24 protein-coding genes are annotated in these 19,138 nt (G+C 62.9%); 15 read left to right on the top strand and 9 right to left on the bottom strand.

Going from position 1 to position 19,138, the window contains the following annotated elements:
- Nucleotides 1-5 precede the first annotated feature (5 nt).
- The 14 genes from rpoD (at nt 6) to D4Q51_RS15805 (ending at nt 10,605) form a co-directional block, all read left to right on the top strand.
- Nucleotides 6-2,036: an RNA polymerase sigma factor RpoD gene (gene rpoD / locus D4Q51_RS14345; RefSeq protein ID WP_120078501.1), complete on the top strand. Its 2,031-nt coding sequence runs from the start codon at nt 6-8 to the stop codon at nt 2,034-2,036.
- Nucleotides 2,037-2,062: 26 nt separating this feature from the next.
- Nucleotides 2,063-2,611, top strand: coding sequence for a DUF2059 domain-containing protein (locus tag D4Q51_RS14340; RefSeq protein ID WP_120078500.1), 549 nt, complete (start codon nt 2,063-2,065; stop codon nt 2,609-2,611).
- Nucleotides 2,612-2,617: 6 nt separating this feature from the next.
- Nucleotides 2,618-3,169, top strand: coding sequence for a pseudouridine synthase (locus D4Q51_RS14335; protein WP_120078499.1), 552 nt, complete (start codon nt 2,618-2,620; stop codon nt 3,167-3,169).
- Nucleotides 3,170-3,247: 78 nt separating this feature from the next.
- Nucleotides 3,248-3,880: a ParA family protein gene (locus tag D4Q51_RS14330; protein ID WP_120078498.1), complete on the top strand. Its 633-nt coding sequence runs from the start codon at nt 3,248-3,250 to the stop codon at nt 3,878-3,880.
- Nucleotides 3,881-3,985: 105 nt separating this feature from the next.
- Nucleotides 3,986-5,425: a sensor histidine kinase gene (locus D4Q51_RS14325; protein WP_120078497.1), complete on the top strand. Its 1,440-nt coding sequence runs from the start codon at nt 3,986-3,988 to the stop codon at nt 5,423-5,425.
- Nucleotides 5,422-5,784, top strand: coding sequence for a response regulator (locus tag D4Q51_RS14320; RefSeq protein WP_120078496.1), 363 nt, complete (start codon nt 5,422-5,424; stop codon nt 5,782-5,784). Before D4Q51_RS14325 ends, D4Q51_RS14320 begins: the two co-directional genes overlap by 4 nt.
- Nucleotides 5,785-5,911: 127 nt before the next feature.
- A complete protein-coding gene (gene rpiB, locus D4Q51_RS14315; protein WP_120078779.1) occupies nt 5,912-6,346 on the top strand; it encodes a ribose 5-phosphate isomerase B in 435 nt (144 codons plus the stop codon).
- Nucleotides 6,347-6,356: 10 nt separating this feature from the next.
- On the top strand, nt 6,357-7,673 hold the full coding sequence (gene glyA / locus D4Q51_RS14310; protein ID WP_120078495.1) for a serine hydroxymethyltransferase: 1,317 nt from the start codon (nt 6,357-6,359) through the stop codon (nt 7,671-7,673).
- Nucleotides 7,674-7,690: 17 nt separating this feature from the next.
- The gene (locus tag D4Q51_RS14305; RefSeq protein WP_120078494.1) at nt 7,691-7,912 is read left to right on the top strand and encodes a hypothetical protein; all 222 of its coding nucleotides are present in this window, start codon (nt 7,691-7,693) and stop codon (nt 7,910-7,912) included.
- Nucleotides 7,913-7,915: 3 nt separating this feature from the next.
- Nucleotides 7,916-8,401 carry a transcriptional regulator NrdR gene (gene nrdR / locus D4Q51_RS14300; RefSeq protein ID WP_120078493.1) on the top strand — a complete coding sequence of 162 codons (486 nt, stop codon included), beginning with the start codon at nt 7,916-7,918 and terminating at the stop codon, nt 8,399-8,401.
- Nucleotides 8,388-9,119 carry an RNA methyltransferase gene (locus tag D4Q51_RS14295; protein ID WP_120078492.1) on the top strand — a complete coding sequence of 244 codons (732 nt, stop codon included), beginning with the start codon at nt 8,388-8,390 and terminating at the stop codon, nt 9,117-9,119. Before nrdR ends, D4Q51_RS14295 begins: the two co-directional genes overlap by 14 nt.
- Before the next feature lie 71 nt (nt 9,120-9,190).
- Nucleotides 9,191-9,523 carry a hypothetical protein gene (locus D4Q51_RS14290; RefSeq protein ID WP_120078491.1) on the top strand — a complete coding sequence of 111 codons (333 nt, stop codon included), beginning with the start codon at nt 9,191-9,193 and terminating at the stop codon, nt 9,521-9,523.
- Between the two features lie 170 nt (nt 9,524-9,693).
- Nucleotides 9,694-10,308: a 30S ribosomal protein S4 gene (rpsD, locus tag D4Q51_RS14285; protein WP_120078490.1), complete on the top strand. Its 615-nt coding sequence runs from the start codon at nt 9,694-9,696 to the stop codon at nt 10,306-10,308.
- 120 nt (nt 10,309-10,428) lie between these two features.
- Nucleotides 10,429-10,605, top strand: coding sequence for a hypothetical protein (locus D4Q51_RS15805; protein ID WP_162925345.1), 177 nt, complete (start codon nt 10,429-10,431; stop codon nt 10,603-10,605).
- A 277-nt stretch (nt 10,606-10,882) separates the two neighbouring features.
- On the opposite strand, the gene tgt is transcribed toward D4Q51_RS15805, so the two are convergent.
- The 9 genes from tgt to D4Q51_RS14240 form a co-directional block, all read right to left on the bottom strand.
- Nucleotides 10,883-12,022 carry a tRNA guanosine(34) transglycosylase Tgt gene (tgt, locus tag D4Q51_RS14280; protein WP_120078489.1) on the bottom strand — a complete coding sequence of 380 codons (1,140 nt, stop codon included), beginning with the start codon at nt 12,020-12,022 and terminating at the stop codon, nt 10,883-10,885.
- A complete protein-coding gene (locus D4Q51_RS14275) occupies nt 12,012-12,956 on the bottom strand; it encodes a DUF481 domain-containing protein (protein WP_120078488.1) in 945 nt (314 codons plus the stop codon). Before D4Q51_RS14275 ends, tgt begins: the two co-directional genes overlap by 11 nt.
- Nucleotides 12,957-12,976: 20 nt before the next feature.
- Nucleotides 12,977-13,744: an ABC transporter permease gene (locus tag D4Q51_RS14270; RefSeq protein WP_120078487.1), complete on the bottom strand. Its 768-nt coding sequence runs from the start codon at nt 13,742-13,744 to the stop codon at nt 12,977-12,979.
- Nucleotides 13,741-14,685, bottom strand: coding sequence for an ABC transporter ATP-binding protein (locus tag D4Q51_RS14265; protein ID WP_120078486.1), 945 nt, complete (start codon nt 14,683-14,685; stop codon nt 13,741-13,743). The genes D4Q51_RS14270 and D4Q51_RS14265 overlap by 4 nt, the downstream gene beginning before the upstream one ends.
- 36 nt (nt 14,686-14,721) lie before the next feature.
- Nucleotides 14,722-15,756: a tRNA preQ1(34) S-adenosylmethionine ribosyltransferase-isomerase QueA gene (gene queA, locus D4Q51_RS14260; RefSeq protein WP_120078485.1), complete on the bottom strand. Its 1,035-nt coding sequence runs from the start codon at nt 15,754-15,756 to the stop codon at nt 14,722-14,724.
- 12 nt (nt 15,757-15,768) lie between these two features.
- A complete protein-coding gene (locus D4Q51_RS14255) occupies nt 15,769-16,476 on the bottom strand; it encodes a peptidylprolyl isomerase (RefSeq protein ID WP_120078484.1) in 708 nt (235 codons plus the stop codon).
- Between the two features lie 89 nt (nt 16,477-16,565).
- Nucleotides 16,566-17,078 (bottom strand): pantetheine-phosphate adenylyltransferase, encoded by a 513-nt coding sequence (coaD, locus tag D4Q51_RS14250; RefSeq protein WP_120078483.1) that lies wholly within the window; start codon nt 17,076-17,078, stop codon nt 16,566-16,568.
- A 378-nt stretch (nt 17,079-17,456) separates the two neighbouring features.
- The gene (locus D4Q51_RS14245) at nt 17,457-18,362 is read right to left on the bottom strand and encodes a polyprenyl synthetase family protein (protein ID WP_120078482.1); all 906 of its coding nucleotides are present in this window, start codon (nt 18,360-18,362) and stop codon (nt 17,457-17,459) included.
- A 5-nt stretch (nt 18,363-18,367) separates the two neighbouring features.
- Nucleotides 18,368-18,616 (bottom strand): exodeoxyribonuclease VII small subunit, encoded by a 249-nt coding sequence (locus tag D4Q51_RS14240; protein ID WP_120078778.1) that lies wholly within the window; start codon nt 18,614-18,616, stop codon nt 18,368-18,370.
- Between the two features lie 63 nt (nt 18,617-18,679).
- On the opposite strand from D4Q51_RS14240, the gene D4Q51_RS14235 reads away from it, so the two are divergent.
- Nucleotides 18,680-19,081: a DUF2177 family protein gene (locus D4Q51_RS14235; protein WP_120078481.1), complete on the top strand. Its 402-nt coding sequence runs from the start codon at nt 18,680-18,682 to the stop codon at nt 19,079-19,081.
- Nucleotides 19,082-19,138: the final 57 nt, after the last annotated feature.

Here is a 19,138-nt window from a genome sequence, read left to right as displayed (position 1 = left end):
CCCCTATGGCGTCCAAGGCCAAGAACAAGCAGAACGACGATGCTCCGCTGATCGACCTCAACGAGGCATCGATCAAGAAGATGATCGCGAAGGCGAAGCGCAAGGGCTACATCACCTATGATGAGCTGAACGAGGCGCTGCCTTCGGGCGAGATGAGCTCCGACCAGATCGAGGATATCCAGTCCGCCCTTTCGGACATGGGCGTGCAGATCGTCGAGAATGCCGAGGAAGCCGAGGACGAGGACGACGACGGCCCTGAGGAAATCGCGCCGACCGGTTCTGAATCGCAGGCCTCCGACAACAACAAGCAGAACGTTCCGGAAAAGAAGAAGTCCACCGCCGGCGAAGGCCGCACGGACGATCCCGTTCGCATGTACCTGCGCGAAATGGGCGCGGTGGAACTGCTCAGCCGCGAGGGCGAGATCGCCATCGCCAAGCGTATCGAGGCAGGCCGCGACACCATGATTATGGGCCTGTGCGAAAGCCCGATCACGTTCCACGCCATCATCACGTGGTCCGAAGCGCTCAATTCCGAGGAAATGCAGCTGCGCGAGATCCTCGATCTCGACGCCATGCTTTCGAAGGAACCGCCCGTCGACAAGATGGAGCAGGGCGAGGACGATAACGACGGAGAAATCTCCGAGGAAACCGCCGGCCCCTCCATCCGTGACGATGATGACGATATGGACGACGAGGAAGATGCGGACGGCGACGACGAGGACGGCGAAGGCTCCTCCCGCAAGCGCGAGGAAGAGGACGAGGAGGACAACACCATGTCCCTCGCCCAGATGGAAGCCGCGCTGAAGCCCGACGCACTGGAGCGGTTCGCCCGCATCACCGACCTGTTCAAGAAGTTCGAGAAGCTCCAGGCGGAGCGGGTCGAGGTGCTGGGTCGCGGGGAGGAATTCCCCAAGGCCAAGGAAAACAAGTACGAATCCCTGCGTGAGGAGCTGACCGCCGAAGTCGAGTCCGTGCAGTTCCACGCCACGAAGATCGAATACCTGGTCGACAACCTCTACGCCTTCAACCGTCGTCTGACCGCGCTCGGCGGCCAGATGCTGCGCCTTGCCGAACGGCACAAGGTGAAGCGTATCGACTTCCTCAACAGCTACGTCGGCAACGAGCTGGACGAGAACTGGCTGGCCGACAAGTCGAAGAAGGACAAGAAATGGGCCGCCTTCGCCGAGAAGGAAGCCGAAGCGGTTGAGCGTATCCGCGCGGAAATCGCCGACATCGCCAGCCAGACGGGCATGAGCCTCGACGAGTTCCGCCGCATCGTGAACATGGTGCAGAAGGGCGAACGCGAGGCGCGTATTGCCAAGAAGGAAATGGTCGAGGCGAACCTGCGTCTGGTGATCTCCATCGCCAAGAAATACACCAACCGCGGCCTGCAATTCCTAGATCTGATCCAGGAAGGCAACATCGGCCTGATGAAGGCGGTCGACAAGTTCGAATACCGCCGCGGCTACAAGTTCAGCACTTACGCCACGTGGTGGATCCGGCAGGCGATCACCCGCTCCATCGCGGACCAGGCGCGCACGATCCGCATCCCGGTCCACATGATCGAGACGATCAACAAGCTGGTGCGCACCAGTCGCCAGTTCCTGCACGAGCAGGGCCGCGAACCGACGCCGGAGGAAATGGCCGAACGCCTTTCCATGCCGCTGGAAAAGGTGCGCAAGGTGATGAAGATCGCTAAGGAGCCGATCAGCCTCGAGACGCCCATCGGCGACGAGGAGGATTCGCACCTGGGCGATTTCATCGAGGACAAGAACGCCATCATTCCGGTGGATGCGGCGATCCAGGCGAACCTCAAGGAAACCGTCACCCGCGTGCTGGCGTCGCTCACACCGCGTGAGGAGCGCGTATTGCGCATGCGCTTCGGCATCGGCATGAACACCGATCACACGCTAGAGGAAGTCGGGCAGCAGTTCTCGGTTACCCGCGAACGTATCCGCCAGATCGAGGCGAAGGCGCTGCGCAAGCTCAAGCACCCGAGCCGCAGCCGCAAGATGCGCTCATTCCTCGATCAGTAAAGTCGCCGTTCACCGAAGGGTTTGCCATGAAATTCGTCTCTGCAATTGCCGCTGTGGCAATGTCCCTCGGTGTGCCCTCAGTCGTGCAAGCACAGGACGCGACTCCGGCAGAGGCAAGTTCCGTCGAATTACAGCTGGCGCGCGAGATTATCGACAATGGCTATCCGCCCGAAACGCGGATGGGCATGTTCGATGAAGTGATCAATCAGTTACTTACTCAGATGCGCGCGTCTTTGCCCAATGTCGGAGACAATCCGCAGATGGCAGTCGTATTCGACCGCCATGTGGCCCGCGTTCGCGAGACAGCCATGAAAGTGCTGGCCGATCACATAGATCCAATCATGGAAAGCATGGTGATCGCCTATGCTGACCAGTTCACCGCAGAAGAACTGCGGGGCTTGCACAGCTTCATCATGACGCCGGAAGGCCACGGCTTCCTTTTAGGCATGTCGGAGGTGAACGGCCATCCTGCCTTTGCCCAAGCAAACCAAGCCTACATGCAGGAATACCTTGCTGAAATGCCGAGTTTGATGGAACAGCTTCGCGCCGATGCGGAGAAAATCAGCAGCGAATAGGCGACCATGCCGCGCCTCATTCTCTTCAACAAGCCGATGAACGTGCTGTCGCAATTCACCGACCGCGGCAGCCCGACTTCGCGTGCCACATTGTCGGACTTCATCGACGTGCCAGGCGTCTATCCCGCCGGGCGCTTGGACCGCGACAGCGAGGGCCTGCTCCTGCTCACCGACGACGGAAAATTGCAGGCACGCATTGCCGATCCGAAGTTCAAGCTTCCCAAGACCTATCTCGTCCAGGTCGAAGGCGAACCGGACGAGGTCTCCCTCACGAAACTGCGCAACGGCGTTGAACTCAAGGACGGCCTCACCCGCCCTGCCCTCGCAGAGGTGATTGCAGACCCGCACCTGTGGCCGCGCGATCCGCCGGTACGGTTCCGCAAGACCGTGGCCGATACCTGGCTGCGCCTGACTATCAGCGAAGGCCGCAACCGCCAGGTGCGCCGCATGACAGCCGCCGTGGGCCATCCCACCCTGCGCCTTGTGCGCTGGTCGATCGGCGATTGGAGCCTCGACGGGATGGAGCCCGGAAAATGGTGCAATGCAGCAATCAAGTGATGGACGCCCAAACCAACTCCTGACATAATCGCAGCGGAGGAGAGGAGTGCCGGTTCAGTAAACAGGAGCGCTCTTTTCGTGCCAGAAACCCCTCCCAAGGTCATCGCTGTCGTCAGCCAGAAAGGCGGCTCGGGCAAGACCACGCTCGCCCTGCACCTGGCGACCATCGCGGTGCAGAAGAAGATGCCGTCGTGCGTGATCGATACCGATCCGCAGGCCACGGCCGCCGCCTGGGGAGACTGGCGCGGCGATTTCCTGCCCGCCGTCGTCACCAGTCCGCCCGCACGGCTTGCCCGCACTATCGAGAATGCCGGGCGCGAAGGGCTGGACCTGGTGGTGATCGACACCCCGCCCCATGCAGAGGCCGCGATGCGCGAAGCGGTGAAAGCGGCCGACCTCGTCCTCATTCCCACGCGCCCGCGCGCGTTCGACCTCCATGCGCTGGAAGGCATTGCCGACATGGTGACATTCACCGGCAAGCCAGCCTTCGTCGTATTCAACGGTGTGCCGGCCCGCGCGACGAAGATGGTCGCAGGGGCGCAGGAGGCGGCGGAAAAGCTGGGGTTGCAGGCATGCCCCGTCACCTTCGGCGAGCGCGCAGACTTTCACCATTCGTCCTCCAAAGGCGAAGTCGCCAGCGAGATCGACGCAAGCGGCAAGGCCGCGCAGGAAGTCGACGCGCTATGGAAGTGGGTCCGAAAAATCATGTGATTGATTTGTCACACTCGCGACTTGTTGAAAGTCGCGGGAACTTGGTTGTCTGCAGAGCGCTGATGATACCGGAGCGAGGTGGAAAAATCAGCGTGAGCATAATCGTTGCCTATTGATTTCGAGGCATTGTTGGGCCTGTCGCCCAACCCCTATGTCATCATGGATACGGAACTCCACCTCGTCTGGATGAACGAGGCGTATCTGCGCGTCACCATGCGCCAGCGCGAGGACATCATCGGGCGCAAGATGTTCGACGCCTTCCCGAGCGATCCTGACACCGAGAGTTTCCGGCAATTGAACAGGTCGCTGCGGCGCGTTCTGGATACTGGCGAAGTCGATGAAATCGCGCTCATTCGCTATGATATTGCCCGTCCCGACGGCGGTCTCGACGTGCGCTTCTGGAGTGCGACGCACACGCCGCTGCTGGGTGACAACGGCAAGGTGAAATACATCCTCCAGCACACCGTCGACGTTACTGAGTTGCACAACCTGCGGCGGCTGCGTGATGAAATGGGCGTAGTTCGCCGCGCCGACGCCGTGGAAGCGCGCAACCGCGACCTGCAGGAAGAATCGCGCCGGATGACAGAACTGTTCGAGCAGGCGCCCGGTTTCGTCGCCGTGCTGGAGGGACCGGAACACCGCTTCCGCATGACCAACGAGGCCTATCTCGATCTCGTCGGGCGTAGCGACATTCTCGGCATGCCCGTTCGCGAGGCTTTGCCCGAGATTGTTGACCAGGGCTTCGTCGATATCTTGAACTCCGTGCGGGAAACCGGGGAACCCTATGTCGGCAGGCGGGAAATGGTATTGCTGGAGAAGGAAAAAGGCGAAGGGGCGTCGAAACGCTTCCTCGATTTCATCTTTCAGCCGATCTTCGACAAGGACGACGCCGTCACCGGCATCATGATACAGGGCTATGACATTACCGAGGAAGTCGAGTTCGAAGAGCGTCAACGCCTGCTGATCAACGAACTGAACCACCGGGTGAAGAACACGCTCGCCGTCGTGCAGGGGCTGGCTGGCCAGTCGTTCGGCACGGTCGAGGGGTCCGACGAAGCGAGAACCATTTTCAATGGCCGACTGCAGGCGCTTGCCGCCGCGCACAACCTGCTCACGCAAACGAGTTGGGGCTCTGCCTCAATTCACGATATCGTCACCGGATCGGCTGAGGCGACAGCAGGGGACCTGATCGAGCGCTTCGACATCAGCGGCTCGCCGCTCACCCTTCCCCCACAGACCTCTGTCTCGCTGGCGATGATCGTGCACGAGCTTTGCACCAACGCCATCAAGTACGGCGCCCTTTCCACCGACGCCGGCTCGGTTTCGGTCGAGTGGGATCTGAACATGAGCGAAAGCGAACCCCGCCTCCGCCTCGTCTGGAAGGAGAGCGGCGGACCACCGGTCGAGGAACCTGCCCGGCGCGGGTTCGGGACCCGGCTCATTTCACGCGGGTTCTCCGCCGATCAGGGCGAGGTCAAGATAGACTTCCGGCCCGAGGGTCTCGTCTGCACGATAACGGCAAAGCTGATGGAGGAAGCGATATGAGCATCGCCGGACGCAAATTCCTGCTGGTGGAAGACGAGCCGGTGATCGGTTTTGCGCTGGAGGACATGATGATCGCGGAAGGCGCCGATACGCAGTTTGCGTCCTCGCTCGACGAAGGGCTGTCCTTGGCCGACGCGCACGAGTTCGATGCCGCCGTGCTGGACGTAAACCTGCACGGGCGGGAGAGCTATCCGCTTGCGCGCAAGTTGCGGGAAAAGGGCGTCGATGTCGTCTTCGCGACCGGATACGGGGTAGAGCCGCTGCCTTCCGATCTTGCCGAGGTGGAAACGGTAGCCAAGCCCTATTCCGTCGAATCGATCAGGGCCGCTTTCGCGCGGTTGCAGCAAGCAGGCACCTAGTCCGGCCCGGACACCAGCGGCGGTTTCGGTCAACGAGAAGCGATACAGCCTCGCTTGTCGGGGAGAAAGGCTTTCTGGGGGCCTTTTCGGGTAGCGAAAATTGCCGCTGCCGACTATGTGGGCGCCCATGAAGATTGCCATCGCTTCCGATCACGCCGCGCTCGACCTGAAGGCCGACTTGCGCGAATGGCTCATCGAACTGGGCCACGAAGTCGCCGATCTTGGACCAGATACCGCCGAGTCGGTGGACTATCCGGACTTCGGCTACCTGCTCGCAGGCGTCGTCGCGGAAGGCACAGTGGAGCGCGGGATTGCGCTTTGCGGATCGGGTATCGGCATTTCGATGGCCGTCAACCGCAACGCTGCCGTACGTTGCGCGCTGGTATCGGAGCCGGTCTCCGCCCGGCTCTGCCGCGAGCATAACGATGCCAACGTCATCGCCATGGGCGCCCGCCTGATCGGGCCGGATATGGCGAAAGCCTGTATTGAGACATTTCTGCAAACGGAGTTTGAAGGCGGTCGGCACCAGCGCCGCATCGACAAGCTGTCCAATCCGTCCTGAAAGATCTGACATGACCACCGCAACCCAAACCGCCCCTTCCGCCACCTGGCTCAACCGCTTCTGGAGCGACGACCTGGAAGCCGCCGATCCCGATGTCGCCGCCATCATTGGGCGCGAGCTGGGTCGCCAGCGCGACGGGATCGAGCTGATCGCGAGCGAGAACATCGCCAGCCCCGCGGTGCTGGAGGCTTGTGGTTCGGTCTTCACCAACAAGTATGCGGAAGGGTATCCCGGCAAGCGCTACTACGGCGGCTGCGAGTTTGCCGACGAGGTGGAAACCCTCGCCATCGAGCGCGCGAAGCAGCTGTTCGGCTGCAACTATGCCAACGTGCAGCCCAATTCGGGCAGCCAGATGAACCAGGCGGTGTTCCTCGCCCTGCTTCAGCCTGGCGATACCTTCATGGGGCTGGACCTCGCCAGCGGCGGACACCTGACCCACGGCTCGCCCGTCAACATGAGCGGCAAGTGGTTCAACGTGGTGCCCTACGGCGTACGAAAGGACGACTGCCGCATCGACATGGAAGAGGTTCGCCGCCTTGCGCACGAACACAAGCCCAAGCTGATCATCTCGGGCGGCACGGCCTACCCGCGCACCTGGGACTTTGCCGAATTCCGCAAGATCGCCGACGAGGTGGGCGCATACCTGCTGGCGGACATCTCGCACTTCTCCGGCCTTGTCGTGGGCGGCCAGCATCCCTCGCCGTTTCCGCATGCACACGTCGTCACCAGCACGACGCACAAGAGCCTTCGCGGGCCCCGTTCCGGCATCATCCTGTGGAACGACGAGGAACTGACCAAGCCGATCAACATGGCGGTCTTCCCCGGCATGCAGGGCGGCCCGCTGATGCACACCATCGCCGGCAAGGCGGTGGCCTTCGGAGAGGCGCTGCGCCCCGAGTTCCGTCTCTATGCGCAGGCCGTCGCGGAGAATGCGAAGGCGCTGGCATCCAGCCTTTCCGAAGCTGGCATATCCATCGTTTCCGGCGGTACGGACAACCACCTGATGCTGGCCGATCTCACGCCGAAGGACGTGACGGGCAAGGCAGCCGAAAAGGGCCTCGACCGCGCCCTGATGACCTGCAACAAGAACGCCATTCCCTTCGAACCGCGCTCACCCTTCGTTACCAGCGGCGTGCGGCTCGGCACGCCCGCCGGCACGACGCGCGGTTTCGGTCCGGCAGAATTCCGCAAGGTCGGCGCGCTGATGGCCGAGGTGATCGACGGCATGGCCCGCAACGGCGATGAAGGCGATGCGCAGGTCGAGGAACGGGTGCGCCGCGAAGTAGGCGACCTGTGCGCGGCATTCCCCGTCTATCCCGGCAGGTAAGTTCCGAAAGGTAAGCCATGACCGACCCTGAAAAGCCCATCGACAACCGTATCCTTGCCGACGCCGTCGACGAGGTGAAGGCCATGGGTAAGGAAGGATTGGCTCACCCGTCTTCCAAGCCCGTGCTGACTGGTGCCGCCGTCGGCGCGGTGGCGGGCGGATTGCTGCCGGTCGTCACTTGGCCGGTGGGCCTGATCGCGGGTGCGGGATACATGATCTACAAGCGGATTCGACCCTAGACTATGCGCTGCCCGTTTTGTGCGAACGAAGACAGCCAGGTCAAGGATTCGCGCCCTACCGAAGACAACACGGCCATCCGTCGCCGTCGCCAGTGCGAAGGCTGTGGCGCGCGCTTTACCACGTTCGAGCGGGTGCAACTGCGCGACGTAACCGTGCTGAAATCCACCGGCGAAGGCACCCCGCCCCGGCGCGAGAGCTTCGACAGGTCCAAGATCGAACAGTCGGTCGCCCTCGCATGCCGCAAGCGCGGGATCGAGCAGGAGCGTATCGACCAACTCGTGTCCGGCATCCAGCGGCAGGTCGAGACGGCGGGCGACAGCGAGATCCCCTCGGCCCGCATCGGAGAAATGGTGATGGAGGGTCTGCGCCAGTTGGACTCGGTCGCCTACATTCGGTTCGCATCGGTCTATCGCGATTTCTCCGAGGCGCGCGATTTCGAAGAGTTTGCCTCTACCGTGCAGCAGGCCGGTGGCCATGGCGAAAGCTGACACCGATAGCCCGGTCATCGTTCTCGTACGCCCGCAACTTGGCGAGAATATCGGCAAGGCTGCGCGGGCGATGCTCAATTTCGGGCTGACCGAGATGCGGCTGGTGAGCCCGCGCGATGGCTGGCCGAACCCCTCCGCCGGCCCGGCGGCAGCGGGCGCGGATATCGTGCTGGAGAAGGCGCAGGTTTTCGAAACCACGGCAGAGGCGGTGGCCGATTGTGCCTACGTCTATGCCACGACCGTGCGCAAGCGCGGCGTCACCAAGCCGGTACAAACACCTGAAGAAGCCGCGCGCGACATTCCCCGGCAGGCCGGACGCAGCGCGATCCTGTACGGGCCAGAGCGATCGGGTCTCGAGACCGAGGATGTCGCGCTCGCCCGCACCATCATTACCGCGCCGATCAACCCGGAATTCGGCTCGCTCAACCTTGCTCAGGCCGTGATCCTGATGGCTTACGAACTTTCGAAATACGCCGACCTGGTGATGCCCACGCAGGAAGACCTGCTCCCCCCGGCCCCGCAGGAAGAACTCGAAGGGCTGATCGCTCATCTGGAGCGGATGCTGGAGCCAAAGGGCTATTTCCTGCCGGAGGCGCGCGCCGATGCCACGCGCCGCACATTGCGGGGCGTGCTGACGAAGCCGGGCTGGAACCACCTCGAGGTACGCACCTTGCGCGGCGTTTTGTCTTCACTGGAGCGAAAGCCCCGCGAAGATTGATTGCTCAACTTCCTTGCTGACATGCTCCTCGGGGGCTGATAGCCTGCGTAACGCTTTGGGGAGAAAGCAGCATGAAATTCAGCATTTACCCGGCAATCGCGGCACTGGTAATCGGCGCCCCCATTCTCGCGCAGGACGGCCAACAACAGGATGCAACCGCCACCCAGTCGGCGGCCTCGCAGCCCGCAGAAGACGAGCGCAGCGAGGAGGAGAAAGCGCGCGGGCAGGAGGTCGTCTGCCGTACCGAGCGCATTACCGGATCGCTCACCCGCCGCAGCCGCACCTGCATGACCCGCGATGAGTGGGCGGCGGTGGAAGCCCGGACGCGCGACGACATGATCCGCTCGGGCCGCAACGCCTCGGGCGGAGTAGAATGCCGACAGGATGCTTTCGGCGGCTGCTAAGCCTTCCTGCACACTTGACTTCCACGCCTGCGCAGCTAAATGCGCGCCTTCGCTGAAATTGGCTCCGCACCCCGGTGAAGCGGTGGCCGCGCCTGACGAATGGTCAGGCGGTGCGATGCCGGGTTGAATGGCTGCCGATGGGGCAGTCCAGCAAATGAAGGAAGTGACTTATGTCGAAGCGCACGCGCGCCAAGCACAAACTCGACCGCCGGATGGGCGAAAACATCTGGGGTCGTCCCAATTCCCCGGTGAACAAGCGTTCCTACGGCCCCGGCCAGCACGGCCAGCGCCGCAAGGGAAAGATGTCGGACTTCGGTCTGCAGCTGCGCGCCAAGCAGAAGCTGAAGGGCTACTACGGCGACGTCACTGAAAAGCAGTTCCGCGCCACCTACAAGGATGCCACCCGCATGAAGGGTGACACCGGCCAGAACCTGATCGGCCTGCTCGAGCGTCGTCTTGACATGATCGTGTACCGCGCCAAGTTCGCGCCGACGATCTTCGCGGCTCGCCAGATCGTTTCGCACGGCCACATCAAGGTGAATGGCGTTAAATGCAACATTGCCTCGCGTCGCTGCGACGTGGGCGACGTGATCTCGCTGGGTGACAAGGCCAAGGAAATGGCCCTGATCATCGAAGCGCAGAGCCTGCCCGAGCGTGAAATCCCCGATTACGTTGCCCAGGAAGGCAACGACTCGGTCACCTTCAGCCGCGTTCCCACGCTGGATGAAGTGCCCTACCCGGTGCAGATGGAACCGAACCTGGTGGTCGAGTTCTACTCGCGCTAATCCGAGGCGGATCACGCATCCGGTTACGAAAAAAGGGCGGTCCCTCGGGGCCGCCCTTTTTTGTTTCGGTTCAACGTCTTGGCAGGAACCGGCGGGGCTTTCGCGAATTCAGTCGTAGCCATGACACAGTATCGTTTCATCACCCCCAAACGCCGCGGCAAGTGGTACGATACGCTTGCCATGGCGCAGACCCACGCTCAGAGGCTGGGCGCCGGTTTCCTTGACCAGGCCGGACAGTTCGTCGCCTATCGCGGCACCATTCTGCAGATGCGCAGCAAGGCCTGGCCCGGAGATTAAATCCGCCGGCTGTCGGCCGATGAAGCATTCATCGTCTGCTCGTCGCATTGGAACGCCACCGCTCACGGCGTCGTATCGCCAGCGAAACCAGCGACCAAACTTCTCGGCACTTGCGATCCCGGCGAGATGCAGGCGATCGTTTTGCCCGAGGGTGAGAAGCTGATCTCGAGAAGATAGGGCCGCACGCCAAATACCGCTGCAACGGCTCCGCTATCCTCGCTCTGTATGGCCGCAGGCGATGCAGAAAGCACAAGGGCGGACACCGCGACCGCGGCACTTAGCGCGTCGCAAGGTAGTCATGCCGGAAACTGTCCGCAAAACGGGCGAAATTCCCGTTTGCGATGGCATCACGCATCGCCTGCATCAATTGCTGGTAGAACGAGAGGTTGTGTTCGGTGACGAGCATCGCGCCCAGCATCTCGCCCGATTTCTGCAGGTGGTGCAGGTAGGCGCGTGAATATTTCGCACAGGTGGGACAGGTGCAGCGTTCGTCCAGAGGGCCGCTGTCCTCGGCGTGGCGGGCATTGCGGAGGTTGATCGGGCCGTTCCAGGTGAAGGCCTGCCCGTTGCGGCCGGAACGGGTGGGCAGCACGCAGTCGAACATGTCGACCCCGCGCTCCACCGCGCCGACCAGATCGTCGGGCTTGCCGACCCCCATGAGGTAACGCGGCGCATTGTCCGGCAACTGTCCGGGCGCATAGTCGAGCACGCCGAACATGGCCTCCTGCCCTTCCCCGACGGCGAGCCCGCCGATGGCATAGCCGTCGAAACCAATCTCGCGCAGCGCCTCGGCGGACCGTGCCCGCAGGCTCTGGTCCAGCGCACCCTGCTGGATACCGAACAGGGCGCTGTCGGTTGCATGTTCGCCGCCTGCATCGAAAGCGTCGCGACTGCGTTTCGCCCAGCGCATGGAAAGCTCCATGCTCGCCTCGATCTCCGCCACCGGGCGGTCGGCGCGCGGGCATTCGTCGAAACACATCACGATATCACTGCCGAGCAGGCGCTGGATTTCCATCGAACGCTCTGGACTGAGCATGTGCTTCGAGCCGTCGATGTGACTGCGGAATTCGACACCTTCCTCGGTTAACTTGCGAAGTTCAGAAAGGCTCATCACCTGATAACCGCCGCTATCGGTGAGTATCGGGCGGTCCCAGCGCATGAACTCATGCAACCCGCCCAGCCTTGCTACGCGCTCGGCGCCGGGGCGCAGCATGAGGTGATAGGTATTGCCGAGGATGATGTCGGCCCCGGTGGCGCGCACGTCCTCCACCCTCATGGCCTTGACCGTCGCCGCAGTGCCCACCGGCATGAAGGCAGGCGTACGGATGGTGCCACGCCGCATGGCGATCTCTCCGGTGCGCGCCTTGCCGTCCGTAGCGTGAACGGTGAATGCGAAGCGGGGGCGCTCAGAAGCCATAGACGAGCGTGAAGCGGGACAGCGTGTCGGTCTTCACCGCGCCTGCGGGCGGGTTGCTGTCGTATTCGATGGTCCACGAAAGGCGGGTGCTCAGGGCATCGGTCAGCCCGGCTTCGAGCCCCGTGGTGGCGGCTATGCTGGTGTTGGTGCTATCAACGATCACCAGCGCCTGGCCGCCGGTTTCAACCGTGGAACTGGCGTCCTGCGTGAACTTGAGGTTGTCGGAAATATCCCAGGCGAAATCCGCGCCGAACAGGCCCGCGAGGCGGCTAGCGCTGGTGCCATCGGTGAAATTGGTGACGCGATAGGCCGGGCCTGCCTTGATCGACAGCTCCATGTTCTCCTCGTCGATCACCTTGTAACCGATGCCGCCAGACAGCGCATAGCGCGCGGAATAGCCCTGCCGCCGGTCACGTTCGTACTGGGCAAGGCCATAGGCGAAGAGGCGTTCGTTGATCTGGTAGCGCGGTTCGTAGCGGGCCAGGAACTGCTCGCGCGAGGTCGCGCCGTTCAGGCGGCGATAGTCTGCGGTCAGGCGCAGGCGATGCTCCCAATCGATGCCTTCGCGCTCCAGCGCAAGCGCTGCGGTGACGCCGAATTCATCTGTGTTGCCGCTGGACTGGAATGCACCGATCTGCCCTTCCCCGTTCCAGTTCTCGAACAGACCCGCCTGGCGAAGTTCGGCCTCTTCCTGCGCGGCTTGCGCAGCGGCGATCTCCGCCTGCTCGGCTCGGTACTGGCTCCAGATTGCGTCGATTTCGCCCGCGTCGTCGGGAAAGGCAGCGCGGGCGGTGGCGACCACGGCCTCCACCCGTTCGGCATCACCGCTGGCGATGGCGGCCTCGATCATCGTGCGCGCGGCTTGGGGAAGCTCGGCTGCGGCAGGGGCGGAAAGCAGGAGGGCGGGAATGGCGAGAAGAGGCAGTTTCGTCATGACTGCACCCCGCTAGCGCGTCATTCGCGCAATCGCCAGCCTGTCTTGAAGATCCACGCAATGATGCCGATGCACACCAGCAGGAAGCCAAGCGTCGCAGCCAGCGAAATGGCAATCGGAAAGTCCGACTGGCCAAGAAAGGTCCAGCGAAGGCCGTTCACCAGATAGACAACCGGGTTGACCATGGCGATCGAGCGCCAAGGTTCACCCAGCATGTCCAGCGAATAGAAGGTGCCGCCAAGGAAGGTGAGCGGCATGATGATGAGCAGCGGCACGATCTGCAGCTTCTCGAACCCGTCCGCCCACAGGCCGATGATGAAACCGAGCAGCGAAAACGTGGCTGCCACCAGCAGGATATAGAAGAAGGCGTAGACCGGGTGTTGTAACTGGTAATCCACGATCAGCGCCGCCGTGCCGAGGATCACCACCGCGAGGATCAGCGACTTCACGGCTGCCGCGCCGACGAAGCCAATCAGTGTCTCCGCCACGCCGACAGGCGCAGACAGCAGCTCGTAGATCGCGCCGGTGAACTTGGGCATGTAGATGCCGAAACTGGCGTTGCTGGTGCTTTCCGTCAGCAGCGTCAGCATCAAGAGGCCGGGCACGATGAAGCTGGCGTAGTCCGTGCCGCCGGGCAGCTCCATGCGGCTGCCGATCGCCGCGCCAAACACCACGAGGTAAAGCGACGTGGTGATGACCGGCGAAGCGATGGAGCCGAAAGCCGTGCGGAACATGCGCATCAGTTCGTTCTCGAAAATGGCAAAGGCACCGCGGGCGTTGAAAGTCATGCCGTTACCTCCGGCTCGTTCAGAAGGTCGACGAAGATGTCCTCCAGCGTGCTCTCGCGGGTTTCCATCCCGGTGAACACGATGCCCTCGCGCGTCATCGTGTGGGCAATCTCCGCCACGTCGCGCTTGCCCTGCCCGGTGCCGTCGCCGCCGCGATAGACAAGGCATGTGCCGCCCCGTTCCAGGTGCACGGGATAATCGGAGAGCGAGGCGGGGATTTCGGCCAGCGGCGCGTCGAAAGTGAAATGCGCCTCCGTGCGGCCGAGCTTGGCCATGATGGCGTCCTTCTCGTCCACCAGCAGGATGCGCCCCTTGTTGATCACGCCCACCCGGTCGGCCATTTCCTCGGCCTCCTCGATATAATGCGTGGTGAGGATGATCGTGGTCCCGCGCTCGCGCAGGGCATCGATCTGGCGCCACATGTCGCGCCGCAGTTCCACGTCCACGCCGGCGGTCGGTTCATCGAGGAAGAGCAGCTGCGGATCGTGCGCCAGCGCCTTGGCGATCATCACGCGGCGTTTCATCCCGCCGGACAGTTCGCGAATGGCGGCGTCGCGCTTGTCCCACAGGCTGAGGCTGCGCAGCACTTCCTCGATGCGCTTCTCGTCGGGCGCGCAACCGAACATGCCGCGCGAATAGCGCACCTGGCGGATGACCTTGTCGAACATGTCGAAGCTGAGTTCCTGCGGCACCAGCCCGATATCGCGGCGCACCTGCTTCCAATGCTTTGCCAGGTCCATGCCGAACGCCGTGATCGAGCCGCCGGTGGGACGCACCATGCCACAGACGGAGCCGATCAGCGTCGTCTTGCCCGCCCCGTTTGGCCCCAGCAGCGCGAAGATTTCGCCGCGTTTGATAGTGAGATCAACGCCGTCAAGCGCCTTCACGCCGCCCTTGTAGGTCTTCTCCAGGCCGCGAATGTCGAGAATCGGTTCGGACATGAAAGCCCTTGTGGGGCGGCAATCGGGAATTACAAGCTACACCTGGGGGATGAGCAGGCTGGAATCGCCGTAGCTGTAGAACCGGTATCCTTCCGCGATGGCGTGGACGTAGACTTCCTGCATCCGCTCGGTGCCCATCAGGGCGGAGACGAGCATCATGAGCGTGGACTTGGGCAGGTGGAAGTTGGTCATCAGCCCGTCCACGGCGCGGAACTTGTACCCCGGCGTGATGAAAATGGACGTATCGTCCGAGAACGGGCGGATCACGCCGTCCTCCCCGGTCGCGCTTTCCAGCAGTCGGAGGCTGGTAGTGCCTACCGCGATCACCCGGCCACCGGCCGCGCGCGCCGCGTTGAGGCGATCTGCGGTTTCGGCCGAAATGGTGCCGAACTCGGCGTGCATCTGGTGGTCGTCGGTATCCTCCGCCTTCACCGGCAGGAAGGTGCCTGCACCGACATGCAGGGTCAGCGTCTCGCGACCGATCCGGGCCTCGTCCAACGCGGCGGTCAGCCGGTCAGTGAAATGCAGCGCGGCCGTGGGGGCGGCAACGGCGCCATCCTCCCGCGCGAACATGGTCTGGTAGTCTTCGCGGTCCTGCGCGTCGATATCCCGCTTGCCTGCGATATAGGGCGGCAGTGGCATTCGCCCGGCCCGCTCCAGCAGGACCTCGACAGGTTCCTCCCCTTCAAAGGCCAGGGTGAAACTGCCGTCGTCATGACGCTCCTCCGCCAAGGCAGAAACATCCGCGCCGAACTCGATGCGATCGCCGGACTTCAGGCGCTTGGCATTGCGGATGAAAGCCTGCCAGCGGCGCAGGTCCAGCCTTTTGTGCAGCGTCGCGCCGATGCGCGCTTCGCCGCGCCGCCCTTCAAGCTGGGCGGGGATGACGCGGGTATCGTTGAAGACCAGCACATCGCCCGCGCGCAGCAGACGGGGCAAATCCAGCACGCCGCAATCTGCAAACGGCTCGTCCCCATTCACGACCAGCATACGCGCAGCATCGCGCGGCCGCGCCGGGCGCAGCGCGATCAGTTCCTGCGGCAGGTCGAAATCGAAGAGGTCAACCCGCATGGGCCAGCAGGCTTACTCGTTGCCGGCGGCGTTGAGCATGTCGAGCGTGATGCGCTCTTCGCGCTGCGGCGCCTGCGAGGGCATCACCTGCGGCACGTTGTCCGCCGCGATGCTCGCCTGCAGGATGCGCGTGGGGTTGCTGGGCGGCTCGCCCCGCTGGATGGCGTCGACGGCGGCCATGTTGTTGATCACGCGGCCGAAATTGGTGTAGCGGCGATCCAGCGCGAAGCGCGGATAGAATACGATGAAGAACTGGCTGTTCGCGCTGTCTTCTGAATCAGCGCGGGCCATGGAGACGGTGCCGCGCACGTGCGGCAGCATGTTAAATTCTTCCTCCAGGTCGGGAAGCGTGGAGCCGCCCTGCCCGGTGCCGGTCGGGTCACCGGTCTGCGCCATGAAGCCGTCGATCACGCGGTGGAACGGCACGCCGTTGTAGAACCCGTCGCGGGCCAGCATCTTGATCCGCTCCACGTGATTGGGCGCCCATTCGGGCACCAGCCGTATCGCCACGCGCTCTCCGGTCGACAGGTCGAGCAGGAGGATGTTCTCGCGGTCTTCCTGCATGTCGAAATTGACGCGGATCGGAAGCTGCCGGGTCTGCTCGTTGGTGGACTCGACATTCTCCACAGCCGGCGTGAGCGACATGTCCTGCGCGGCGGCAGGAGCGGCGGAGAAGGTGAAAGCGGCAGCGATGGCCGTCAGCGCGAAGTGGCGGATCATGGTCCCGTCCGAAAGTGAAAGGTGAATTGGGATGCAGCCCTATCGGCTGGGGGCTGACAGTTCAATGAACATAATGGTAGCGCGGCCCTCTACAGTTCGCCGCGCCGTCCGATTTCCTCCACGCGCTTCTCCACGTGCTCCTTGATCGCCGGGCTGACGAACGGCGCGATGTCGCCGCCGTAAAGTGCGATTTCCTTCACCAGCTTGCTGGCGATGGGTTGCAGCGAGATATCGGCCATCAGGAAGACGGTTTCGATGGAATCGTCGATCTGCTGGTTCATGCCCGCCATCTGGTACTCGTATTCGAAATCCGCGACGGCGCGCAGGCCGCGAATGATCACGCTGGCGCCGACGTGGCTGGCGAACTTCATCAGCAATGCATCGAACCCGCGAATCTCGACATTGTTGAGGCCGAGCCGCTTGATCTCGGACTTCATCATGTCCATCCGCTCGTCCGGCGTGAACATGGGGTTCTTGCTGGGGTTGGTGGTGACGCCGATCACCAGCCGGTCCACCAGCTTGGCACCGCGCCGGATGATATCGGCATGGCCCAGCGTGCAGGGATCGAAGGTGCCGGGGTAAAGGCCGATGCGTTCAGTCATGACACTCTCGGAAATTGGCTCCGAATTCTGAAATTAGACCTACTCGCACCATCGTATCTCCATGCCGACGTATCATAATAACCTCTTCCCCACATCCGGCATTGCCACGCATAAAGCCGCCATGTTCAAACCCCTGAGAGAAACGCTCGTCAGATCTTAGGTTTCGTGTCCAACGATTGATGCAGTCTGGCGATGTTTGTATTTCCAAACTAAGTCCTGAACCGTCAGCTCCACCTCCAGGAATACGCTCAACGATCTCGATTTCGGCATTGCTGCATTCAGGCATGCCCGCTTCCGTAATCAGTGTTTCTTGAAGGCGTCTCTCACGTTCATGGTTGGCGCAGCCGCATAGAATGAACACAAGGAACCAGGCCGCCTTCAACGATCTCTCTCTACGATAAACCGCGCGAGCGCCCGCAGGAGGTCCGCTTCATCGCCGTGCCCGGAAAGATGGCCAATGGCCTGCTCTGCCAATGCGTGCGCTTGCGTCCGCGCACCTTCTGCGCCCATCAGCGAAACGAAGGTCGCCTTGCCCTGCCCCGCATCCTTGCGCAGCGCCTTTCCGGCTTTCTCCTCGTCGCCTTCCTCGTCCAGCAGGTCGTCCGCGATCTGGAAGGCGAGGCCGATATCGCGGGCGTAATTGCGCAGGTGGCCGCGCGCGTCTTCCGGCACTTTCGCCAGGATCGCGCCCATCTCGACAGCCGCGCCCAGCAGCGCGCCAGTCTTGAGCTGTTGCAGGCGGGTGACGCCGTGCAGGTCGAACTGTTCCTTCTCCGCCGCCATGTCCATCACCTGCCCGCCGGCCATGCCGTTGTGCCCGCTGGCACTTGCAAGCGCGTGGACAAGCTCTGCCCGAATGAAGGGATCGGTGCTGACCAGCGTTCCGCCGAGGATTTCGAACGCCAGCGCGTGCAGCGAGTCGCCCGCCAGCACGGCGGTCGCCTCGTCATACTGCTTGTGCAGCGTGGGCTTGCCGTGGCGCAGGTCGTCATCGTCCATGCACGGAAGGTCGTCGTGGATCAGCGAATAGACGTGGATCGCCTCAATCGCGCAGCCTGCCCGCACGGCGGCATCGCGGCTGGCACCGTACATCTCTGCCACCGTCGCCAGCAGCATCGGGCGCACCCGCTTGCCGCCGTCGATCACGGCATAGCGCATGGCTTCCACCAGCGGCGCGCGGGCATCGCCGGGCACCGGCAGCAGCTGGTCGAAACAGGCATCCACCTCGCGCTGAATGCGCTGGAGCCCCCTGCCGAGAACATCGTCCGCCATCACCAGCCCCATTGCCGTTACCCTGCGTCGAAGGGCGCGGTGCCCGTTGGCTTGCCATCGGGACCGGCAACGATCTTCTCTATCCGCTCCTGCGCCGCGTCGAGCCGCGCCTGGCAATGGCGGCGCAAAGCCTCGCCGCGTTCATAGAGCGCGATGCTCTCGTCCAGCGGCACTTCGCCGCCTTCAAGCCTGCGCACCACGTCCTCGAGGCTACGGAGCGCCTCTTCGAAACTCATCGCCGAAATGTCGGGACCACTGTCTGCCATGCGGGGGACCATTGACGGTGGCAAGGCGCAGGGTCAAGCTGTGCGAGGAGCAGGAGAGCCGTAATGAAGTGGATTATCGCCTATATCGCCGCTGCATTGGCTTTCGGTGCGCTGGACGCGGTTTACCTGCGCTGGGCGGCGGATAATCTCTATCGCCCGGTGATCGGCTCCATTCTCGCAGACGAGTTTCGCATGGGCGCGGCGATCGCTTTCTATCTCATATATATTGCCGGGACGGTGTGGTTCGCGGTGAAGCCGGGGATAGAGGCGGGCAGCGTGGGCACGGCCTTGCTCAACGGTGCGCTGCTGGGGGGTCTGTGCTACGCCACGTTCGACCTTACCAGCCAAGCCGTGATGAAGGTGTGGTCCACCCACCTTTCGCTGATCGACATCGCCTGGGGTGCCTTCGCCACGGCCATTGCTGCCAGCGTGGCAACCTGGGCCACGCTGCGGTTCGCCGGCTGATCCCTACGCGCTAATCTGGGTAAAATTGGCGATCAGGGGACTGGCGAAGCGTGGACG

The organism is Aurantiacibacter odishensis, assembly GCF_003605195.1.
GTDB lineage: Bacteria > Pseudomonadota > Alphaproteobacteria > Sphingomonadales > Sphingomonadaceae > Alteraurantiacibacter > Alteraurantiacibacter odishensis.
Note: the sequence above shows the minus strand (reverse complement) of the source record. Positions and strands in the feature narration are given on the sequence as shown.